This is a genomic window from Streptomyces sp. A5-4, assembly GCF_051131715.1.
In the GTDB taxonomy this organism is placed as follows: domain Bacteria; phylum Actinomycetota; class Actinomycetes; order Streptomycetales; family Streptomycetaceae; genus Streptomyces.
Genome location: NZ_CP178591.1, coordinates 303,046 through 320,436 on the forward strand (window position 1 = coordinate 303,046; position 17,391 = coordinate 320,436).

Consider the following 17,391-nt stretch of genomic DNA (forward strand, 5'->3'; position numbering starts at 1 on the left):
CCGGCGTTCACACGCGCGCCTGCCAACACCCCGGCGTCCCACACACGCAGACAAGGCGTCACACCGCACCACGACATGCACGCATAAGCGCCCCGGGGACATCGCTGAGGGCGGCCGCGTTCGGCCACATCCCCGCCCTGGACGCGGACAACGCTCCTGGGCGCCTACGAACAGGGGCGACCCGGGTAGTCGTCGCTCTCCGGCACGCCCGCCTCGCGCATTTTGCGCAGGACCTCCCGCTGGGTCCCGTCGCCGACATCCACCGGGCAGTTGATCTCCCTGTCGAAGATCATGGTCTCGCCGGCGGTGTTCCAGATGACCCACTGGCGGGGCGCGGAGGTCGGCCGCCACAAGTGTGCGTAGCGCGCCAGATCATCGGGTGTCGTTCGGGCTGTCGTACTCACAGTGTCGACTCCTTGCTCTCGTGGCCGTCGACGAACGTCGTGACCACCTCGATGTCGCCGATGCGTGAAGTGCTCACGCTGCGCGGGTCGTCGCCGAGTACCACCAGGTCTGCGCGCTTGCCCGGGGTGATGCTGCCCGCGACGTCGTCCCAGTGGCAGGCGAAGGCGCCGCCGACCGTGTACGCGCGCAGGGCTTCATCGACGGTGACGCCCTCCGCCGGGCCGATCAGCTGCCCCGACTCGGAGGCCCGCTCGACCATGAACTGGATGGCGCGCAGCGGCGATCCGTTCGCGACAGGCCGGTCGGAGCTGCCCACCAGTTTGATCCCGTGGTCCAGGAACCCTCTGCCCCGATAGAGCCACGGCGCCCTGCGCTCCCCCATGATCGAGGCGTAGTCGTCGCCGAAGTACCGCAGGAAGCTCGGCTGGACCACGGCGACCGCACCGAGCTGCGCGAATCGTGGCAGCTGATCGGGTCGGATCAGGCCCGCGTGTTCGATACGGTGCCGGGCGTCCGGACGCGGCCGGAGCGCCTGCGCCCGCTCCAGGGCGTCCAGTGCGAGGTCGGCGGCGCGGTCGCCGATGGCGTGGACGGCGAGCTGCCAGCCGGCCAGATGGCCGTCGACGATGGTGTCGATGAGGGCGTCCGCGTCGTCCTGCAACTCCCCGGCGTGCCCCAGGCCCTGGTACGGGGTGGTCAGCGCGGCGGTCCGGGCCATCATGCCACCGTCGGTCCAGATCTTGAGTGCCCCGACGGAGAGCCAGTCGTCACCGAATCCGGTGCGCAGGCCGAGGTCGAGGGCCCTGGGTATCCGGTCGTTCTCGTGTGCGCCGACCGGGTGCAGTGTGTCCGCGGACACCATGAGCTGCACGCGCAGCGGCAACCGCCCCTGTCCACGCACCAGTTGATACGCGGCCAGTTCGACCGGGCTGTGGCCGAACAGGGCGCCACCGATGCCCGCTTCGGCGACCGCGGTCACTCCCTCCGACAGACAGGTCCTCGCCGCGTGCGCGATCGCGTCCGCCAACTCGTCCTGGGAGTAGGGGAGCCGAAGCCGACGCGCGACGCCCATCGCACCCTCGGCGAGATAGCCGTCCTCGTGCGGGACGTCGGCGGGCAGCAGACCCAGGACCGCGCTGTTGACCACGCAGGCGTGTCCCGAGTCGTGCATCATGAACACCTTGCGGCCGTCGCTGACCGTGTCCAACTCGGCGGCGGTGAGATGGCGCCCGAGCCCTCGCTGGTCGTAGCCGCGGACGGACACCCAGGAGCCGTGCGGCTTGCGGGCGACGGCCTCGGCCACCACGCCGAGCACGTCCGCGACCCGGTTGCACGGCGCGACGCTCGGGACGCTCGCGTTCAAACCGGTCCAGGCGAGATGCACATGACTGTCGATGAACCCGGGCAACACCGTCGCGCCCTGAAGATCGATCACCCGTCGGGCCGGCAGCGAGGTCACCGCGTCGTCCACGCCCACGATTCGCCCGTGCCAGATCCCCAGATCATGGGCGACGGGATGGTCCGGGTCCATGGTGATGACGCGGGCGTTGGTCAGTCTCGTGCACAACATGGGCGGTTCGTCTCCCTAGGAGGTGGAAGAGCCGTGCTCAGAGGCGCGTGTTGACCTCGTCGACGGCGTCACGAGACTGCCCGGAGGCAAGCACCCGGCCCCGGTCCACGATCGAATCGAGGATCTCGCCGACCCGGATCGCGGTGTTCGACAGCAGGGACGACGTGATGCCGTGCGTGTGCTCCGTACCGCCCTGCAGGTAGATCCCACAGCGCAGCTCGGAATCGGTGGCGACCCGGTAGTCACGCTCGACGCGGACGCGGCCCTCGCCGTCACGGTGGCACTGCTCGGCGACCGCGCCGAGAAGCCCGAGCGCGTCGGCGGACCGGTAGCCGGTGGCGTAGACGACCACATCGGCGTCCAGCGGAGCCTTCTCCCCGGTGACCAGTGACTCAACCGTGGTACGGACCTTGTCCGGGCTCTCCACGACATCGGTGAGCCGCGAGACGTTGAGGAATCGCAGACGCTCGGTGCCCAGGACCTTCTCCTGGTACGCCTGGCGGTACAGGTCGTCGATCAGGTCGATGTCCACCACGGCGTAGTTGGTGTTGCCGTGGTAGTCCATCAGCTTGCGCTTGATCTCGTCGGGGGCCGTGAAGTACTCGTCCACCGCGGCGGGGTCAAAGATCCGGTTGGCGAAGCTGCTGTCGTCGGCGGGGCTGTATCCGTATCGGGCGAAGACGGCGCAGACTTCGGCCTTCGGGAAGCGACGGTGCAGGTAGGCCACATTTTCGGCGGCGCTCTGACCGGCCCCGACCACGATGAAGCGGGAGGGCTCGTCGGCGTCCAGGCCATCCACCCGGGCCAGCAGGTCGGAGTTGTGCCAGATCCGGTCGGTGCGATCGACACCCTCGGGCATCTGCGGCCGCAGCCCCGTGCTGATGACGAGGTTCCGGGCGCGGTGGACCACCACTTCGGACCCGGAACGGGCCGTCACGTCCAGGTACTCCACCACTCCGTCGACCTCGACGGGGCGCACCGAGACGACCTCGTGCCCGTAGGACACCATGTCGTCCACCTGAGCCGCGGCCCACTCGAAGTAGTCGTGGAACTCCACCCGCAGCGGGAAGAGGCTCTTGCCGTTGACGAAGTCGACCAACCGCCCCTTGCTCTGCAGGTAGCACAGGAAGCTGAACTCACTCGACGGATTCCGCATCGTCACAAGGTCCTTGAGGAAGGACACCTGCATCGTCGCGTCGTCGATCAGCATGCCGCGGTGCCAGCCGAAGCGTGGCTGCCGCTCGAAGAAGTGAGCGGTGACCGCCTCCTGCCTGCCGATGCGCGCGTTGTGCTCACTGAGGGCTATCGCCATGGCCACATTGGACGGCCCGAAGCCAATTCCTATGAGGTCGTGAATCGGTGGTGCGTCGTCAGCAAGAGCCTGTGACATGTCACTCCCAATCGAGGGGCAGCCGCTTGTCAGGCGTGGGGGAAGGCGGGAACAGGGCACGCCGAGGAGGTGGCGGCCCGGGCAAAACTTAGGTAACGCTAACCTCATCTCGTGGACCTGTCGACAGGACAAAATGGATAAATTGTGCGTTTCAGCTGCAACATCGCCCAAAATATTGGCCCGTTGCATCCTTAGGTAAGGCTTGCTTTACTTGGCTTCGCTCGGACACTGCCAATAAGAAGGAGCCTCATGCGGGTCGTCATGTTCGGTTATCAGACCTGGGGGCACCGCACCCTCCAAGCTCTCCTGGACTCGGAGCACGACGTGGTGATGGTCGTGACGCATCCCAAGAGCGACCACGCGTACGAGAAGATCTGGAGCGACTCTGTAGCCGACCTCGCCGAGGAGCACGGCGTGCCCGTGCTGATCCGCAACCGCCCCGACGACGAAGAGCTGTTCGCCGCCCTCAAGACGGCCGACCCGGACATCATCGTGGCCAACAACTGGCGTACGTGGATACCTCCGCGCATCTTCAATCTCCCCCGCCACGGCACTCTCAACGTGCACGACTCGTTGCTGCCCAAGTACGCGGGCTTCTCCCCACTGATCTGGGCATTGATCAACGGTGAGCCTGAAGTGGGCGTCACCGCGCACATGATGGACGACGAGCTCGATGCCGGTGACATCGTGGCCCAGCACACGGTGGCGGTCGGGCCGACGGACACGGCCACCGACCTGTTCCACAAGACGGTCGACCTCATCGCCCCGGTCACGGTCGGCGCACTCGGCCGTATCGCCGCCGGCGAGACCGAGTTCACCAAGCAGGACAGGTCGCAGGCGAGCTTCTTCCACAAGCGCTCCGCCGAAGACATCCGCGTCGACTGGAGCTGGCCCGCCGAGGATCTCGCACGCCTCGTGCGCGCCCAGTCCGCCCCGTACCCGAGCGCCTTCACCCACCACAAGGGCAAGCGCCTGGAAATCGTGACGGCGGTCGTATCCGAAGGCACCTACGGCGGTACCCCCGGCCGAATTTTCTACCGTGAGGGCACCGGCGTGGCGATCGTCGCGGGAGCCGACGCGCGCACCGGCCGCAACCACGGCCTGGCCATCACGCGTGTGCGCACCGAGGACGGCGAGGAAATGACCGCCACGGACTACTTCACCTCGATGGGCGGGTACCTCACCAACCGTCCGTGACGGCCGGAGAACCCACAGCCGTAGGAGAACAGGCTCCCCTACGCACAGCACAGCTCGCGACCGCAGTCATGACTGCCTGAGCACCATCGGCCGGCCCGTTGCCGTCGCCCGCGTGGACCTCCGTGTCCTCGCGGGCGACGGCACACTCTCGGCGCGGCAGCGCAGCCGCGTACATCCGCGCCCGCCGACCAACACCGGAGGAAGAGCGATGGAGCGGCTGCCCGGCTCGGGAGCGGCTCACCCCCCGCCGGGCGCCACGTTCAGCATCATCGGGATATCCAGCGCGCCGACCGACTGGAGCCAGATCTTCCGTGCCCTCGCGAGCAGTTCACTGCACATCGAGACGTTGGCGGAGAGCGGACAGGACGCCGCACACGCCTCCCCCGGCGCACAGCAGACGTCCAGCGAAGGCGGAAATACGGCAGGGGCCCCCACCTCACAGGCCGTGAGTACGACACCGCCGAGCGTGCTGAACCTCAATGCATACCTCCTGTAAACCGTCGGCAAAGCGTCACGACGCAGGCTCAACGGAGAAATTGACGGCCCACGGCTTGCGGCTCTGGCGCCTGACCGTACTGGCCACACTGGCCGACCTCGGCCCGCAGTCCAAGGGGAACCTCGCCGCCCAGTTGGACATGCACGCGAGTGACCTGGTCAACACAGCGGTCAGGTGAGCCAGGAGTTCGGGGCACAGGCGGAGGCGCTGACCCACGCGTGAGAGCCGACGCCGTCGTCGACGGGCCCGAAGTTGGTGTCGTTGCGCCTCTCGAATACGTCGTCCGTCAGGTCGTCCGCGTACTTCTCGCCCGGCGCGAGACAGGTGCACCCACGCCGGTCGTCCTGTCCGAAGCTCCAGTAGAAGACGACGAACGCGAGCGGCGGACACGGCGATGGCCAGCGGGCCTGGCATGAGGGCGCCCCGGAGACATCTCCCCGGAGCGCCCTCACCCGATCAATCGCGCCCTGCTCCCGGCTGTCAGACGCAGTACTGCCCCTGCTTCCCGATCGACCGGTACATGCAGTCCGCGTTCTCCACCAGTTGGAGCACCGCGTCCCGGTTGCGCGAGGTCTCGCGCTCGATCACCTCGTCCGGCGGGTAGAAGCCGCCGCCCGAGGCCGAACCCGGGTACATCTCGAAGGTGTAGCCGAAGATCTTCTGCGAGCCCCACAGCCAGTCGTCGATCGACCCGTCGGTGATGTAAAGGTCACTGGACTGCTCTGCGGTGTAGCCGTTGCTGGCGCCCATCTTGCGGCCCACGGCGGCGAACGCGTCGCGGTCGTCGGCCGTCATGCCGGGGGCCGTGTCGTTGTACGTGTAGCCGAACGGCCACAGCACCAGCTGGCTGTACGTGTGGAAGTCGATGCCCGCCTTGATCTGCTGCTTCCCGCCGACCACCCGGCTGCGGACGAAGTCCGCCACGACCTTCGTCTCGGGCGCGGACTCGGCGGCGGCGCCACGGTAGGTCTCCGACGAACGGCTGGACGAGGAGCCGCCACAGCAACCCCAGTTGTAGGCCCAGTTGCGGTTGAGGTCGGTCCCCACATAGCTGGAGCCGGAGTTGGGCTGCCGGTTCTTGCGCCAACTGCGGTACGAGCCCGACGCGATGTCGTACTCGCCACCATCGGGGTTCAGGTCCGGCACGATCCACAGTTCGCGGCCGTTGACCGCCTGGGTGATCCGTGAATCGGTCCCGTAGTCCTCGCCGAGTTCGCGGAGCAGGTAGAGCGCCATCTCGACGGTCAGGTGCTCGCGGGCGTGCTGGTGGGCGGTGAAGAGGACCTCGGGCTCGGCCTCGTCGGTGCCGACGTTGTCGCTGACCTTGATCGCGACGATGTCCCGGCCCTGGTAGGTCCTGCCGATCACGCGCTTGTTCATGATCGAGGGGTACGCGGCGATGCGCGCGTCGATCTCCGCGTTCATCTCGGCGTAGTTGTGGTAACGGGAGTCCGCGGGCGGGAAGTCGAGGGTGCGGACGTCACCTGTCGCGTCCGATTCCGTGCCCGGCGCGGGCAGGGCCTCCAGCACGTGACCGCGGGCCCGGAGTTTTTTGGCCTGGGCTGTGTCCGCGGTGATCACGATGCCGTGGTCGTGCACCTCGTCGATCGAGACGCCGGCGCGGGCGATCGCGGTGCGGGTGGCGGGAGTGGTGTGTCCGGTGATCTCGTACTGCCGGGTCCGCTCGTCCGCGGCGACGGCGGCACTCCGGGTCGAGGCGTCGGCGCCGGTGACGGCGGTGAGGGGGGCGGTGAGACCGAGGGCGAGCAGGGCCGCGAGGGTGGCGGTCCGTCTGACCTTCGTCGGCCGGGGTGTCCGTGCGTTGACGAGTCGCATGCTGGCAGTCTCCTGAATCCGGTGTGATGGGGGGTGGAGCTGTGCGACGCGCACATGGTCGTGCTCTGGCATGAGCAGGTCAAGAGCCCGGTTCCGGCCACTCCACGCGGTGTCCGCCCGGATCCCCGAACGCCCGCCGTGTCACCGCCGCGCCGCCCGGGATCGACGAACGGCCCGAGAAGCACGCGCCCGCCGCTCCCCCACCACTTGCTGTGCCAGATTGTGGCGGCGCTGCCGTCCAGGACATTGGCCGCGCGGCCGTTCCCCCCGGTCGTCTCCTCGTCGCCCGCCGCGACGGTCCAGCCGGTACGCGGCAGCATCGGTGCGAGGGGGGCCATGGCGGACGCGGGTGCGGCTCTGTGGTGCGGAGCCGGTGGCGCCGAGGTCTCGCCGACGGTGGGGATGGGCGCAGGTGCCCGGTTGTTCGCGGTGGCGTTGGTTCCTCCCGCCCCCAGCAGGGGAAACAGCGTGGTCACAACCGCGAGGGTGGCGAAAAAGACCAGGATTCGGGAGAGGCGCCGGGGCGCTATCTCCCCCGATCTGAGCCGTCCGAATAATCGAGCGGAACAAGCTGACGTGGTGCCCCCTTTTTCTTCGGGCCGGTGCTACCACGACCCGCGAGGGCATGACCATGTCAGGTTGTGCGATAACGTAAAGACTTCGTGAGGCCACCTCTCGGGCCCGCTCGCATCAGCGGCGTGCAGACGAATCCGACTCGGCACAACGGCTGAAAGCAGGCACACCGTCCAAGTAGCGGCCAGTCTTTGGCCGCTACTTGGGGCAATCTGGAGGCATGCAGAAGACCTCAGCGCGCCTGGAGGAGGCCGCGGCGCGCGCGCTGACCACCGTCCGACAGGTCATGCCCGCACGGCTGCGGCACCGCATCGACACCCTCCAGGTCACCGCCGTGCAGAGGCCCGCGACCGGGCCGGACCCACAGGTCGACAGCAGCGTGCTCGTCACCCTCAGCGCCGTCGTCCACGCCCGAGAAGAACTGCGTTTCGACTACACCCCAGCCGCCCCGCCGGCAGCGGGCGCCGACGACCGCACCGAACCCCCGGCGCGCCGGGTGGAGCCCCACCACCTCGTCACCTGGGGCGGGCGCTGGTACCTCGTCGCCTGGGACCCCGATCGCAAGGACTGGCGCACTTTCCGCGTGGACCGGATCACCCCACGCACCCCCACGGGGCCCCGCTTCACCCCACGTGAACTACCCGGCGGGGAGGTGGCCGCCTTCGTCGCCGGCAGGTTCCAGGGCTCCGACGGGTCGGGCGACTGGCCCTGCCGCGGCGAGGTGATCCTCGATCTGCCGGCCGCCGTCGTGTCCCGCTACACCCGCGAGGGAATCGTCGAGGCACTCGGCCCGGACCGCTGTCGGCTCCTCCTGGGATCGTGGTCATGGCCCGGCCTGGCCGCCGCCATCGGCAGGTTCGACGCCGACATCGAGGTCGTCGGCCCGATCGAGCTCAAGGACGCCTTCACACACCTGGCCCGCCGCTATGCGAGCGCCGCTACGGGCGGACCTCCCGCACACCCCCCGGTCCCATGAGCCATGCGCACGCCGCTCGGTGCACCCCCGCGCCACTCCCTCCTGCCACTACCGCCGCAGTGAGAAAGGCCGACCGCCATGACCGCGACCACCCTCTCGTCCCTGCCGAGCCTGCTCGCGGTCTTCGCACACCCGGACGACGAGTCCCTGGTCGCCGGCGGCGTTCTCGCCCAGCACGCCGCCGCGGGCGCGCGCACAGCCGTCGTCACCGCCACCTGGGCTCCTGACAGCCCCCGGGCCGGCGAACTCTCGGACGCCGTAAGGATTCTCGGCGCCGGCCGACCGCGCATGCTCGGGTACGCCGACGCCCGAGTCCCCCAATCGGCGCCCGGCAGAGCCCGGTTCTGCGATGCGCCGCTCGACGAAACCGTCAAACGACTCGTCGGCCACCTGCGCGAGTTCCGCCCGGACATCGTCGTCACCCACGACGCCTACGGCAATTTGACCGGCCACCCGGACCACGTCCACACCCACCGCGTCACCACGCTCGCCCTGCAGGCCTCCGGACTTGAGCACCTTTGCCCCGAGGCCGGGGAGCCCTGGCAGCCGAGCGCCCTCTACCTGGCCACCCATCCGCACTCGGGCGTCGGAGAGTTGGGCACCCTGCTGCCCCGGGTCGGCAAGTCCCTGCTCAGCGTGGGGGACGAACGGGTCACCGCGACGGTCGACGTGCGTCCGTGGCTCGCACAGAAGTGGACCGCGATCCTCGCGCACCGAAGCGAGGTGGAACGTCCCCGTTCCCTGCCGGGCATCCTGTCCCGCCTGCCTGTCGACGTTCGGCAACGGATCATCTCCACCGAGTACTTCACGCGCTTCGACGTCAGGCCGACGCCGGGCGGCATGCGGGCGCTGACCCGCTGACCGCTCAGGCTGTCTGCCCGGCGGTGGTGCGATTCCGGGCGGGGACGCGGTTTGGGGGGCAGGTCAGGCGGTGGGGATTCCCGCCCCGCCGTGATGGCGGTGGTCCGGGTGAAGATGCCGGTGGGGACATCGGTGTCGCAGTCGGCCGGGAAGGCCAGGGCGCCGCCCGGCTTCATGAGCGCTCTGCCCCGGGCGCGGTCTCAGGGCGTTCCGTCAGCCGAACCGGGAGGGAGGTCGGGGGTCGGCGCGCCCGACACGCCGTTGGCACCGGGCGCGGGACCGATGGCGGGCGGGACCGAGAATTCGGAGCCCTGCACGGGAAGAGGATCAATTCCTTTCTCCGCGCGCAGATACTCGGCGTCCGCCCGCCGATGGGCAGCCTCGGCCATGATCACCGCCGCCCGGCCCTCATGTTCGGCCTTGGCTTCCGCCGCCCGGCCTTCATGCTCTGCTTTGACCTGCGCCGCCCTGCCTTCGAATTCGGCACGGATCTCCGCCGCGCGCCCCTCCTGCTCTGCCTGAGCCCCCTCACCCCACGCACGTCGCTGTGCACCGTCGGCGCGCAGGACGCGAGACACCGCGAGGCTGATTGCCGTCAGGAGGGCCGAGAGCGCAGCGCCGGCAAGCAGAATGTCGGGGGCATCCTGCGGCCCCAGATGGCCACTGGCCTCGTACACGGTGAGAGCGTTGCGCGTCGCGAACCACGACAGGACCACGGAAACGATGATTACTTGCACGTTGGTCCGACTCAGGACAGGTGGCCGCCGATCGGTTGCCTGCTCAGCCGTACCGCGGTTGCGTCGGCCCGATTCCGCGGATTCACGCGAGGGCCACGCCGCCCAGAGGAGGCCGAGCATCAACGTGACAGCGACCGGGTACACCCACCTCGGATAGTCCGTCCCGCGCACCGCCTCGTAGATGATCAGGACGAAGCCGGCCAGTGCAGAGATCATCGCCGGTACTCTGAAAACCTGACGCGACGTTGGCCGTTCGGGCGCAGACATGCGACGAGTATGGCGTCATGCGCCCGTCACGGGGGCGGCTTCCCGTGAGACCCGTCGGACCCACAAGGCCCACCATCCCGGCGGCGGTCCGACCATTTCCAGCTACCGGCCCGGCCGGTTCAAGACGGCCGCCCGCCGAACTGCCAGTTGTGCACCTCGATGTCGGCGTACCGGTCCGGGGTCAGGACGGCGCGCGCCGTGTCCGCGTCCGGCGCCCGGACGAGCGCCGCCGTACCCAGCCAGGTGTCGCCGTCGTCGGAGAGCAGCGGTCCGTACGCGATCAAACCGTCCTGGTCGGCCGGCACGGGGAGGTCGGCGGCCTCACCCTCGCCGAGGCCGAGCACCAGGTACCGGCTACCACCGGTGCGGCCACCGGAGAAGTCCCACATGGTGCGCCCCAAGGTGTTGCGCCACCGGCGCAGCATCACATCGCGGTACGTGCCTGCCTGGTAGCCGGGTTCGTCGAAGACGAAGGCGCGAGCGGCGGCAGGATCCGGCAGGTCAAGGATGTGCACGCTGCCAGTGGGCGCGTCGCCGTCGCTGGTGAGGGTCGGGCCGCGGGCGATCATCTCCGCCGCGTACCGGTCCATGTAGGACCAGTGCTCTTCCAGCAGCTCGTTGCGCAGCGGCAGGGAACCGGGCCGATCACGGTGGTAGCAGAAAAACTCCATGCCGCCAGTGTTCACCACCGTGCACAACCCTCCTACACCGGCTCACACCATGAGTTGAGCCGGAGGTGGGTGATGAGGAAGCAGGCCGGTCGGCCGGTCAGGGGTTGGTCCAGGCTCCGGGGACGTCGGTCAGCGCGGACACGTTGGCGGGCAGGTCGGCCGATGCGACGTCGACGAGCGTCACCCCTTCGAGGATTTCACGCACGTTGGAGCGCAGCGCGATCCACAGGGGGAGCAAAGATTCGGCGGGGCCCGTGTAGGACAGATCCGGAGGGCGGACCCCGCGCACCGAGACGAGGGGCCCGTCCACGACGCGTATGACGTCCGCGATGCTGATGGACCGGGCGGGCTTGGCCAGACGGTAGCCGCCGTTGCCGCCGCGCTGGCTGAGCACGAGGCCGCCCCGGCGCATGTCGTTCAGGATGCCTTCGAGGAACTTGTGGGGAATGTCCTGGGCATCGGCGATGGCCTCGGCCTTCAGCGGCCCGTCATCGAGCGACGCGGCGAGTTGCAGCGCGGCCCGTACCGCATAATCCGCCCTGGCTGAGATCCGCATACGCGCATTATCCCGTACGGCGTCGGCCGGTGTCCCTCGGGTGGGCCGTCGGCCGCCCGGCGTGTTTCCCTCCCCCCGGTGGCCGGCGCGATCAGGCTGCGGTGGGGGTGTAGTGGGCGGCGGTGTCGCCCTCGATGACCTGACTGCGCGCGCCGTCGACGCCGGTCGGGACGTCGCCCGCGACGGCCACCCGGTGCAGCAGGCGCGGCAGGTCGCTGTAGTCGTCGGGGGCGTAGTACTGGGTGATGATGTTGTCGAACAGGACGAGGTCGCCGGGTGCCCAGACCACCCGCACGACGTTCTCGGGGCGGGTGACATAGGACTGGAAGATGCGCAGCAGGTCGCGGGAGTCGGAGGGGCTCAGGCCGACAACGCTCTGGGCGAAGCCGCCGATGAACAGCCCGCGCTCGCCGGTCTCGGGGTGGACGCGGACGGCTGGGTGGGCGGTGCGGTACTTCCGTGAGACGAACCGCTTGCGGTGCTCGGCCGCCTTCTCGCTCTTCGGGGCGGCGTAGTCGTAGTCGTTGGTGTGGACGGCCCAGAGTTTGTCGGCCAGCTCGCGCAGCGGCAGGGGCAAGTCGCCTTAGGCGGTGGCCGAGTTGGCGATGAGGGTGTTGCCGCCGTAGGGCGGTATCACGATGGAGCGCAGGGTGGAGGCCTTTGGAGGCGTACGGACGAAGGTGACATCGGTGTGCCACTGGTTGGCACGGATGCCGTCGTCACTGTCGACGGGCAGGATGTTGGGCTGGCCGTCAACGGAGGGCGCGGTCGGGTGCGCGGTGGTGAGCTCGCCGAAGAGGCCTGCGAAGCGGAGCTGGCCCGCTTCGTCGAGCCGCTGGTCACGGAAGACCAGCGCCTTGTGTTCCAGCAGCGCGGAGTTGATCTCAGTGACGATGGCGGGGGCGAAGTTGGCCGAGAGGTCCGCGCCGAGGATCTCGGCGCCGATCCGGCCGCCGATCCGGCGGATGTCGAAGCTGGTGCCACTGGTGGTCATGCGCGAGGTGTCCTTTCGGGCGATTCTCAGGAAGTGCGGGGAAGCAAGGGGCCTTTGCCGCCGGGCGGCCCGAGGGAGGGGCCGACGGCCTGTAGCGCGTCGGGTGTGCGGCCCCGTCCCCAGCCGATGTGCCGGCGATGGCTGCCCAACGGGCTCGTACGATCTGGGTGTTCCTCGTCCCGGGCGGTGGAGGCGCCGGGCACCAGGGTGCGACGTACCGCGTGTCGGGCAGTTGGCCTCGCACTGGAAGCAGGACTGACAGTCGCCGCGGCGAGCGAGCAACAGGCTCCCGTGTGCGTCTCGATCGAAGATGCTGGCAGGAGAGAGCGCAGAGCGATAGGCAATTCTGTCGCCGGTTTCCTGTTTCCTGACACGAGAAGAACTTCGGGTCAGGCAATGAGCACTCGGGTATGGGCAGCGCGGGCGCTGCGGCGGAAAGGAGCTGCAACGGGATATGCCTGCGATAATTACGTCAGTTGCGACAGCGGCCGACAGGGCCACCGACTGCGAACAGGTGAGCAGGCAAGCGGCGCCACCCGGCGGTGGGTCTAGCGACCGTCGGCACAGATGGCGCCGGCCTGGCGTGGCAGATCGGCGTGCAGGCGCGCGGCGAGGTTCTCGGAATTGCTCACGCCCAAGAGAGTTGCAGCGAATTCTGGACGCGTCAATGTCTCGTCCAGCTGCGTCTCACATCATGGTTTTCCTGCCCTACGCGCGAAGCACCGCGTTCACAATCGTGGGGACGGAAAGCGCCGTGGCCGCGGCTTCGCGCATCGTCCCGGCCTTCACGAGTCGGAGTTCAGGTCGTGTGCGCAGGGTGAAGGGCCCTGAATTCCGGAGCTCTGTCGTGCTCAATTGCGAGAACGTGGATTCAGTGCGGTCGTGCGGGTCAGACAGGCAGGACGAACGAGGGGTGCGTGCCGTTGAGGAAGTAGTCCCCGACGTCGCGGAGTCGGGCCGCGGGGGGCTCATACAGGGTGTGGGTTCGGGCATTGCGCCAGAAACGGTCGAACCCCAGCCGCGAGGACACCGCGCGGGCCCCCATGATGTCCAGGGCCCGGGCTGTCGAATCCTGCACAGCTCTTGAGGTGGCGGCTTCGGCCACTGCCACGAGCACGGAGATCTCGGCGTACTCGTCGTAGGTCAGGTCCTCGCCGCGTGCCAGCCCGACGTGCAGGGCTTCCGTTGCCTGATCGGTGACCGCGGCCGCTGAGCGGGTGACGACCGTGAGTTCCCCGTAGACGGTCAGCACATGCGGGTCCTGCGGGGAGCTGACCGGCCAGACCGGGTGCCAGGGCGAGTTGCCCGCCCTGCTGTACTCCCGCGCCTCGGCGAGCACTCCCTCTGCCATGCCGAGACAGAGCTGGGCAGAGACGAGACGTCCGGCCGGCGACGCCAGCGCAGCCGACGGGGACAACACGTCCTCGTCCGCGGACAGGGAACCGAGCAGCTCGCCGGCAGCTACCGGCACGGAGTCGAACTCCACGCTGCCGCCGGCCGCGAGCCGCTGGCCGAAGGTGTCGGAGTCCGCGTCGATGACCACTCCGTGAGCGGCGGGATCGACGGCCACGACGACGGGTTCACCGGTGTCGGCCCGCACGGCCCGCACGGCCAGGCGGTCGGCGACCAGGACTCCGCTGACGTAGGCCTGCCGTCCGCTCAGAACATGGCCGTGGGCGGCCTTCACCAGCCGCAGTGGCGGTTCCTGGAGGGCGAGGCCACCACCCCAGCACCACTGCGCCGCCGCGGACTCCCGCTCGACCTTCGCGGCCCGAGTGGGCGTGGTGAAGAACCGGGCGCTCGACGACATGAAGTAGTGACAGCCGAGCAGTTGGCCGATCGCCCCGTCGGCGGCGGCGATCTCCCGGACGATGGCGTAGGCCGTGCGCCAGTCCGCGCCCCCTCCCCCGGCCTCGGCGGGAACCATCAGCGTCAGGAGTCCCGCCTCGCGCAGCCGGGACACCTCGTCGAACGGGACCTTGCCGGCCTGTTCCCGGGCGGCCGCGTCCGTGGCCAGGTCGTCCGCCGTCTCGCGGGCCACACGCAGCCAGTGCGCATGGTGGGTGCCGGTCGGGGCGGACGGCGCAGCGGGCTGCGTCGGTGCGGGGGCAAGGGCCATGGGAACAGGTCTCCTCAATGCCGGACGCAGGGTGCGGTGTCCGGGCTCTCCTGCCGATCGGGCACGTACTTGCAACCCACCCGGCGTACGGTGACGATCCGGCGCCGGTGAGCGTTGCCCAGCTTGCGGCGCAGGCGCGCGATATGGACATCGACGGTGCGGCCGTCACCGACATGGCCACCGTGGCCCCGCACGCATTCCATCAAATGCGCACGGGAGCGGACACGGTCGGAGCGCAGCACCAGATGGGCCAGTAGTTCGAATTCCACGTATGTGAGGACGAGTTCACGCCCGTCCACCGTTGCGGCGCGCCCCGCGGAATCAATCCGGACGGGGTCACTCTCGCCATCTTCCGCAGGTCGCACCGAAGATGGGGCCGCGGACGGGCCCTCGTGGTCACCCGCGAGGCAGCCACCGTGCGGGGCCCGGGCGGGCACTGGCGCGCCGCCCCGGGTGGTGTCGCTCACCAGGCTCAGAAGCTGAACCGCGGAAGGTGGCGAACTCACGGGAGTGGCACGGGCGGAAGTTGCCCTGGTCATGGGTGGTCGTCCTTCAGGAGAGCGTCGGCTCATCAGGCGTGGTGGGTGAATCGGCCTGAGCGCCGAATGGGGGCTGAGCTCCGAGCCGTGTGATCGGCGCTGAAGAGCGGACGTCACGGGAGCCCATGCCGGGCCATGACTCACGGAGCAGAAGGAAGGAGGGGTACGGGCAACACGTGGGCCGCGTGTCCTACACCCGACAGCAGGCGGCGCTTACGACATGACCAAAGTCGATGTGCCGTCGACGAACGAGTCGCTGCTGTGTGGGGGCCATGTGCATCATCCTGCGTGTCCGGCGGGCACGCGTCAACACTTCCCCAGTAAATCGATAGGAAACATAGGGAAAGGGAGCCCCCGGCGACCGGTGTGTCCGGATTCACGCCGTGGAGGGCCGAGTTGGCAGACGTCTCACCGGGCGCGGCCGATCGTCGAGCCGGCGTCGGGCGCGGTCGCCTTGTGCAGCCGGGCGCGTACGGCGGCCAGCCTGATCCGGAGCCTGCGCAGCGGGGTGGGAGGCAGCGCACGGGCGGAGCCACGTGCGAAGTGGCGTTCGACATGGAGCTGTCCGGCGCCGAGCACCGTGGTGACGACGATGTACCAGATGGTGGCCACCATCAGCAGCGGGATGACCTGGTACGTCTGGTTGTAGACCAGCTGTACCGAGTAGAGCAGGTCGTGGACCGCGAGCACGCTGACGATGCTGGTGCCCTTCAGGGTGCCGATCAGCATGTTCCCCGCGGTCGGCACGATGGAACGCATCGCCTGCGGTACGACGATCCGGCGCAGCGTGCGTCGCCTGCCGAGCCCGAGAGCCTGGGCCGCCTCGGTCTGGCCCGCATCCACCGAGAGAATGCCACCGCGCACCACCTCCGCCGCGTAGGCGGCCTCGTGCAACGTCAGTCCGATGACCGCGGTGAGGGTGGGGCCGAACAGGTTGACCGTCTGGACGGTGACGAACTGCGGGCCGAAGGGAATGCCGAGGCCGAGCGTCGGGTAGAGGGCGCCGATGTGGAACCAGAACAGCAGTTGAACCAGCAGCGGGGTGGAGCGGAAGATCCACACATAGCCCCAACTCAGCGCCCGAAGCACCGGGTTGCCGTACAGACGCAGTACTGCGAGCGGGGTGCCGAGCAGAAAGCCGAGCAGCATCACCACCCCGGTCAGCCACAGCGTCAGCAACAGCCCGTCGAGTACGGCGGTGGTGGTGAAGTACTGGCCGACCACGGCCCATTGGAAGGCCTGGTTGCGGACGACGGAGTTGACCACCATCGCGAGGACGAGCAGCGCGGTGGCAGCGGCGAGTCGGCGGCCGACATGCCGGCGCGGCACGATCCGCGGCAGGTCATTCCCGGGGCCCGCGGGTTCCGGATGCCCCGTGGCCGGGGCGGGTGCGGTGAGCCGGGCGGAAGCTGTGGTGCCGGAAGTCGGGGCCATGGGAGTGTTCCCCGGGGGGAGGGAGTAGCGGGCGTCGGTGACCACCTGGCAGCGCACGTACGTGGATGTGGCCGAGGCCGTTTCAGCAGCCCGTCCGGGTCTGGCACGACAGCGCGACAAGCCGGGAGTCCGTCGATCTCGCCGCCCGCTACGGCGACCCGCTGTTCTCCGCCAATGTCAGCAACCCGACAGAGCCGTACGCCGAACTCACCCGCTACTACCGCCAGCAGTGGGCGCAGTACGGCCGTCCCCCGGAGCGCCGATGTCGCAGGCCGCAACGGCCTGCGCTTCGTGGCCAATTATCACGTCAGCCCGGCCACCGTGCTGGAGGCTGCCGAGTGGTTACCGCGCGGCGTTCAAGCCCTCCGACCACCTCGACAAGCCCTACATCAGCGTCTCCGCCGACGTTGTTGTCGCCGAGGACGACGCGACCGCACGCGAACTGGCCACCGGCTACGGCCTCTGGGTGCGCGGCATTCGCACCGCGCAGGGCGCGATCGCGTTCCCCACCCCGGAGGAGGCTCGCGCGCACACCTGGACCGAGGCGGACCGGACACTGGTCGCCGACCGGGTGGACACCCAGTTCGTCGGCTCCCCGCAGCGCGTCGCCGACCAGCTCGAACAACTGCGGGAACCCACCGGCGCCGACGAAGTGGTCGTCAGGACCATCACCCACGACCACGCCGACCGGGTGCGCTCCTACCGCCTCCCGGCCGAGGAATGGCAGCGCCGATGAGCCGGTCCCGGACCACCGTCCGGACCTCACAACT

At 69.1% G+C, this 17,391-nt stretch carries 15 protein-coding genes and 4 pseudogenes; 7 read left to right on the plus strand and 12 right to left on the minus strand.

Translation table 11 applies throughout. The annotated features are described in order from the left end of the window. Window positions 1-164: 164 nt before the first annotated feature. Genes ACLLJJ_RS01465 through ACLLJJ_RS01475 form a run of 3 tightly spaced genes read right to left on the minus strand, consistent with a single transcriptional unit; the run spans window position 165 to window position 3,365 of the window. Window positions 165-404: a hypothetical protein gene (locus ACLLJJ_RS01465; protein WP_434587421.1), complete on the minus strand. Its 240-nt coding sequence runs from the start codon at window positions 402-404 to the stop codon at window positions 165-167. Beyond that, window positions 401-1,975, minus strand: a complete 1,575-nt coding sequence (locus ACLLJJ_RS01470) for an amidohydrolase (protein WP_434587422.1) — start codon at window positions 1,973-1,975, stop codon at window positions 401-403. Before ACLLJJ_RS01470 ends, ACLLJJ_RS01465 begins: the two co-directional genes overlap by 4 nt. 37 nt (window positions 1,976-2,012) lie before the next feature. Further along, on the minus strand, window positions 2,013-3,365 hold the full coding sequence (locus ACLLJJ_RS01475; protein ID WP_434587423.1) for a lysine N(6)-hydroxylase/L-ornithine N(5)-oxygenase family protein: 1,353 nt from the start codon (window positions 3,363-3,365) through the stop codon (window positions 2,013-2,015). Window positions 3,366-3,614: 249 nt separating this feature from the next. On the opposite strand from ACLLJJ_RS01475, the gene ACLLJJ_RS01480 reads away from it, so the two are divergent. The 3 genes from ACLLJJ_RS01480 to ACLLJJ_RS01490 all read left to right on the plus strand — a co-directional run bounded on the left by ACLLJJ_RS01480 (window position 3,615) and on the right by ACLLJJ_RS01490 (window position 5,236). Continuing rightward, entirely contained in the window at window positions 3,615-4,562 is a 948-nt protein-coding gene (locus tag ACLLJJ_RS01480) for a methionyl-tRNA formyltransferase (protein ID WP_434587424.1), read from the plus strand. A 112-nt stretch (window positions 4,563-4,674) separates the two neighbouring features. Beyond that, window positions 4,675-5,058, plus strand: coding sequence for a hypothetical protein (locus ACLLJJ_RS01485; RefSeq protein WP_434587425.1), 384 nt, complete (start codon window positions 4,675-4,677; stop codon window positions 5,056-5,058). Window positions 5,059-5,098: 40 nt separating this feature from the next. After that, window positions 5,099-5,236, plus strand: coding sequence for a hypothetical protein (locus ACLLJJ_RS01490; RefSeq protein WP_434587426.1), 138 nt, complete (start codon window positions 5,099-5,101; stop codon window positions 5,234-5,236). Here the strand turns inward: ACLLJJ_RS01490 and ACLLJJ_RS01495 are convergent. Beyond that, the gene (locus ACLLJJ_RS01495; protein WP_434587427.1) at window positions 5,229-5,510 is read right to left on the minus strand and encodes a hypothetical protein; all 282 of its coding nucleotides are present in this window, start codon (window positions 5,508-5,510) and stop codon (window positions 5,229-5,231) included. The genes ACLLJJ_RS01490 and ACLLJJ_RS01495 overlap by 8 nt on opposite strands. Before the next feature lie 28 nt (window positions 5,511-5,538). Beyond that, complete coding sequence (locus tag ACLLJJ_RS01500; RefSeq protein ID WP_434587428.1) at window positions 5,539-6,894, minus strand: M14 family metallopeptidase; 1,356 nt, start codon at window positions 6,892-6,894, stop codon at window positions 5,539-5,541. 802 nt (window positions 6,895-7,696) lie between these two features. Here ACLLJJ_RS01500 and ACLLJJ_RS01505 point away from each other — a divergent pair. Together ACLLJJ_RS01505 and ACLLJJ_RS01510 are read left to right on the plus strand one after the other, a co-directional pair. Beyond that, a pseudogene (locus ACLLJJ_RS01505) lies at window positions 7,697-8,443 on the plus strand (helix-turn-helix transcriptional regulator); the annotation flags it as partial. 78 nt (window positions 8,444-8,521) lie between these two features. Then, a complete protein-coding gene (locus tag ACLLJJ_RS01510; protein WP_434587429.1) occupies window positions 8,522-9,304 on the plus strand; it encodes a PIG-L deacetylase family protein in 783 nt (260 codons plus the stop codon). A 200-nt stretch (window positions 9,305-9,504) separates the two neighbouring features. Here the strand turns inward: ACLLJJ_RS01510 and ACLLJJ_RS01515 are convergent, their stop codons facing one another. The 7 genes and pseudogenes from ACLLJJ_RS01515 to ACLLJJ_RS01545 form a co-directional block, all read right to left on the minus strand. Then, window positions 9,505-10,257, minus strand: a complete 753-nt coding sequence (locus ACLLJJ_RS01515; protein WP_434587430.1) for a hypothetical protein — start codon at window positions 10,255-10,257, stop codon at window positions 9,505-9,507. Window positions 10,258-10,427: 170 nt separating this feature from the next. Continuing rightward, window positions 10,428-10,979 (minus strand): YciI family protein, encoded by a 552-nt coding sequence (locus ACLLJJ_RS01520; RefSeq protein WP_434587431.1) that lies wholly within the window; start codon window positions 10,977-10,979, stop codon window positions 10,428-10,430. Between the two features lie 97 nt (window positions 10,980-11,076). Then, window positions 11,077-11,535 (minus strand): RrF2 family transcriptional regulator, encoded by a 459-nt coding sequence (locus ACLLJJ_RS01525; protein WP_434587432.1) that lies wholly within the window; start codon window positions 11,533-11,535, stop codon window positions 11,077-11,079. 91 nt (window positions 11,536-11,626) lie between these two features. Continuing rightward, a pseudogene (locus tag ACLLJJ_RS01530) lies at window positions 11,627-12,529 on the minus strand (TauD/TfdA dioxygenase family protein). Between the two features lie 889 nt (window positions 12,530-13,418). After that, on the minus strand, window positions 13,419-14,648 hold the full coding sequence (locus ACLLJJ_RS01535) for an acyl-CoA dehydrogenase family protein (protein WP_434587433.1): 1,230 nt from the start codon (window positions 14,646-14,648) through the stop codon (window positions 13,419-13,421). A gap of 14 nt (window positions 14,649-14,662) precedes the next feature. Continuing rightward, complete coding sequence (locus ACLLJJ_RS01540; RefSeq protein WP_434587434.1) at window positions 14,663-14,917, minus strand: winged helix-turn-helix domain-containing protein; 255 nt, start codon at window positions 14,915-14,917, stop codon at window positions 14,663-14,665. A gap of 678 nt (window positions 14,918-15,595) precedes the next feature. Beyond that, entirely contained in the window at window positions 15,596-16,621 is a 1,026-nt protein-coding gene (locus ACLLJJ_RS01545; protein WP_434587435.1) for an amino acid ABC transporter permease, read from the minus strand. 65 nt (window positions 16,622-16,686) lie between these two features. Here ACLLJJ_RS01545 and ACLLJJ_RS01550 point away from each other — a divergent pair. Together ACLLJJ_RS01550 and ACLLJJ_RS01555 are read left to right on the plus strand one after the other, a co-directional pair. Then, window positions 16,687-16,875 (plus strand): annotated as a pseudogene (locus ACLLJJ_RS01550) (LLM class flavin-dependent oxidoreductase); the annotation flags it as partial. Continuing rightward, window positions 16,874-17,357, plus strand: a pseudogene (locus tag ACLLJJ_RS01555) (LLM class flavin-dependent oxidoreductase); the annotation flags it as partial. The pseudogenes ACLLJJ_RS01550 and ACLLJJ_RS01555, both read left to right, overlap by 2 nt. Between the last annotated feature and the right edge of the window lie 34 nt (window positions 17,358-17,391).

Excerpts from the sequence above, each read along its gene's own strand:
- ACLLJJ_RS01470 (WP_434587422.1), bottom strand. The coding sequence starts at position 1,975 with ATGTTGTGCACGAGACTGACCAACGCCCGCGTCATCACCATGGACCCG.
- ACLLJJ_RS01475 (WP_434587423.1), bottom strand. The coding sequence starts at position 3,365 with ATGTCACAGGCTCTTGCTGACGACGCACCACCGATTCACGACCTCATA.
- ACLLJJ_RS01480 (WP_434587424.1), top strand. The coding sequence starts at position 3,615 with ATGCGGGTCGTCATGTTCGGTTATCAGACCTGGGGGCACCGCACCCTC.
- ACLLJJ_RS01500 (WP_434587428.1), bottom strand. The coding sequence starts at position 6,894 with ATGCGACTCGTCAACGCACGGACACCCCGGCCGACGAAGGTCAGACGG.
- ACLLJJ_RS01510 (WP_434587429.1), top strand. The coding sequence starts at position 8,522 with ATGACCGCGACCACCCTCTCGTCCCTGCCGAGCCTGCTCGCGGTCTTC.
- ACLLJJ_RS01515 (WP_434587430.1), bottom strand. The coding sequence starts at position 10,257 with ATGATCTCTGCACTGGCCGGCTTCGTCCTGATCATCTACGAGGCGGTG.
- ACLLJJ_RS01520 (WP_434587431.1), bottom strand. The coding sequence starts at position 10,979 with ATGGAGTTTTTCTGCTACCACCGTGATCGGCCCGGTTCCCTGCCGCTG.
- ACLLJJ_RS01525 (WP_434587432.1), bottom strand. The coding sequence starts at position 11,535 with ATGCGGATCTCAGCCAGGGCGGATTATGCGGTACGGGCCGCGCTGCAA.
- ACLLJJ_RS01535 (WP_434587433.1), bottom strand. The coding sequence starts at position 14,648 with ATGGCCCTTGCCCCCGCACCGACGCAGCCCGCTGCGCCGTCCGCCCCG.
- ACLLJJ_RS01545 (WP_434587435.1), bottom strand. The coding sequence starts at position 16,621 with ATGGCCCCGACTTCCGGCACCACAGCTTCCGCCCGGCTCACCGCACCC.